Source organism: Mycolicibacterium vinylchloridicum, from assembly GCF_013404075.1.
In the GTDB taxonomy this organism is placed as follows: domain Bacteria; phylum Actinomycetota; class Actinomycetes; order Mycobacteriales; family Mycobacteriaceae; genus Mycobacterium; species Mycobacterium vinylchloridicum.
The window spans coordinates 1-2,627 of record NZ_JACBJQ010000146.1; the positions used below are offsets into that span (position 1 = coordinate 1).

At 65.3% G+C, this 2,627-nt stretch carries 3 protein-coding genes and 1 pseudogene; all 4 read left to right on the forward strand.

The window, feature by feature from the left end; genetic code table 11:
• Positions 1-425, forward strand: a 425-nt coding sequence (locus tag HPC46_RS34095) for an NADH-quinone oxidoreductase subunit D-related protein (RefSeq protein ID WP_456320171.1), incomplete at its 5' end; no start/stop codon positions are given.
• A pseudogene (gene nuoE, locus HPC46_RS34100) lies at positions 422-1,039 on the forward strand (NADH-quinone oxidoreductase subunit NuoE); the annotation flags it as partial. The gene HPC46_RS34095 and the pseudogene nuoE, both read left to right, overlap by 4 nt.
• 28 nt (positions 1,040-1,067) lie before the next feature.
• The gene (gene nuoF, locus HPC46_RS34105) at positions 1,068-2,366 is read left to right on the forward strand and encodes an NADH-quinone oxidoreductase subunit NuoF (RefSeq protein ID WP_179476397.1); all 1,299 of its coding nucleotides are present in this window, start codon (positions 1,068-1,070) and stop codon (positions 2,364-2,366) included.
• A 47-nt stretch (positions 2,367-2,413) separates the two neighbouring features.
• Positions 2,414-2,627: 2Fe-2S iron-sulfur cluster-binding protein (locus tag HPC46_RS34110; protein ID WP_179476398.1), on the forward strand; the 214-nt coding region annotated here is incomplete at its 3' end.

The following is a 2,627-nucleotide window of genomic DNA, read 5'->3' on the forward strand; positions in this document are numbered from 1 at the left end:
AGTCCCTGCGCATCGTCGCGCAGTGTTTGGACCGCTTGGAGCCGGGCCCGGTGATGATCGCCGACAAGAAACTGGCCTGGCCCGCCGACCTGCAGGTGGGCCCCGACGGCCTGGGTAACAGCCCCGCTCATATCGCCAAGATCATGGGCACCTCGATGGAAGGGCTGATCCACCACTTCAAACTGGTCACCGAAGGCATCCGGGTGCCCGCCGGGCAGGTGTATGTGGCGGTGGAGTCCCCGCGCGGCGAGTTGGGGGTGCACATGGTCTCTGATGGCGGCACCCGCCCCTACCGGGTGCACTACCGCGACCCGTCCTTCACCAATCTGCAGGCCGTCGCCGCGATGAGCGAGGGCGGCATGGTCGCCGACGTCATCGCCGCGGTCGCCTCCATTGATCCGGTCATGGGAGGTGTCGACAGATGAGCATCGATCTGGTGTTGGGGCCGCGCCCTGAGGAGCCCGGCCCACCCATCAGCGGACCCACCCACTACACCGCCGACGTCGAACAGCGGCTAACGGTGGACGCGGCCACCATCATCGCCCGCTACCCCCAGCCCCGTTCGGCGCTGCTGCCGCTGCTGCACCTGGTGCAATCCGAGGATGGCTATGTCACCACCGCCGGGATCGGCTTCTGCGCCGCCCAACTCGATCTGACCGACGCCGAGGTCGCTGCGGTGGCCACCTTCTACTCCATGTACCGGCGCACCCCCACCGGTGACTATCTGGTCGGGGTCTGCACCAACACCCTGTGCGCCATCATGGGCGGCGACGCCATCCTCGACACCCTCGAACGTGAACTCGGTATCCACGCCGGAGACACCACCACCGACGGCGCCATCACCTTAGAGCACATCGAATGCAACGCCGCCTGCGACTACGCCCCCGTCATCATGATCAACTGGGAATTCTTCGACAACCAAACACCAGCCACCGCACGCCAACTCATCGACCAGATCCGCACCGGCCAACCCCCACACCCCACCCGCGGCACCCAACTCTGCCCCTTCCGCGACACCGCACGCACCCTGGCCGGACTCGCTCCCACTCACGAGGAAGAGGTCTGAGATGGCGTTTGATCGTGTGCTGACTCGTCACTGGAACGACCCGCAGTCGTGGACCCTGACCAACTACTTGCGCCATGACGGCTATCAGGCCCTCGGCAAGGCACTGACTATGACGCCCGTCGAGGTCATCGACACGGTGAAGGAGTCCGGGCTTCGCGGGCGGGGCGGTGCGGGTTTCCCGACGGGTGTCAAGTGGTCGTTCATTCCGCAGGACGATGCCAAGCCGCACTATCTGGTGGTGAATGCCGACGAGTCGGAACCCGGTACGTGCAAGGACGTTCCACTGATGTACGCGAGGCCGCACTCTCTGGTGGAGGGTGCGATCATCGCGGCGTACGCGATCCGGGCCCGGCACGCCTTCATCTATGTGCGCGGTGAGGTGGTGCCGGTGTTGCGGCGCCTGCAGGCCGCCGTGGCCGAGGCGTATGCGGCCGGCTATCTCGGCACAAATATCCAGGGCTCGGGATTCGACCTGGAACTCATTGTGCACGCCGGCGCCGGGGCCTATATCTGCGGCGAAGAAACCGCACTGCTCGACTCGCTGGAAGGCCGACGCGGCCAACCCCGGTTACGCCCACCGTTTCCCGCCGAAGCCGGGCTGTATGCCTGCCCGACCGTGGTCAACAACGTCGAATCGATCGCCAGCGTCCCGCCGATCCTGCTGAACGGCGTCGGCTGGTTCGCCTCGATGGGCACCGAGAAGTCACCTGGTTGCACCATCTACTCGTTGTCAGGACATGTGGCGAAACCCGGGCAGTACGAGGCCCCGCTGGGCATCACGTTGCGTGAGTTGCTCGACTACGCCGGCGGGGTGCGGGCCGGGCACGAGCTGAAGTTCTGGACCCCCGGCGGGTCGTCAACGCCGCTGCTGACCGCCGAACACCTTGACGTGCCACTGGATTACGAAGGCATGGCCTCGGTCGGGTCGATGCTGGGCACCAAGGCGCTGCAGATCTTCGACGAAACCACCTGTGTGGTGCGGGCGGTGCGGCGCTGGACCCAGTTCTATGCCCACGAATCGTGCGGCAAATGCACCCCGTGCCGCGAAGGAACCTACTGGCTCAGCCAGATCTATGCCGACCTCGAGAACGGCTGGGCCACTTATGCGGATTTGCACAATCTCCTCGACATCGCCGACACCCTGAACGGAAAGTCGTTCTGCGCCTTGGGGGATGGAGCTGCTTCGCCGGTCATCTCGTCGATCAAGTACTTCCGCACCGAGTACGAGGACCATCTCAGCGGCGGCTGCCCGTTCGACCCACGGGCCGCCATGCTCTCGGCAGAGGAGGTGGGCGCGTGACGTTTTCCTCCGCGAGCAGACGTGAAACCCCCCAAAATGAGGCGAAAATGGGGGGGTTTGCGTCTGCTCGCGGAGAGTACGTGACCCTCGCGATCGACGGTACCGACGTACAGGTGCCCAAGGGCACGTTGGTGATTCGCGCCGCGGAGTTGATGGGTGTGCAGATCCCGCGGTTCTGCGATCATCCGCTGCTCGATCCGGTCGGGGCGTGCCGGCAGTGCCTGGTCGAGGTCGAAGGCCAGCGCAAACCGATGGCCAGCT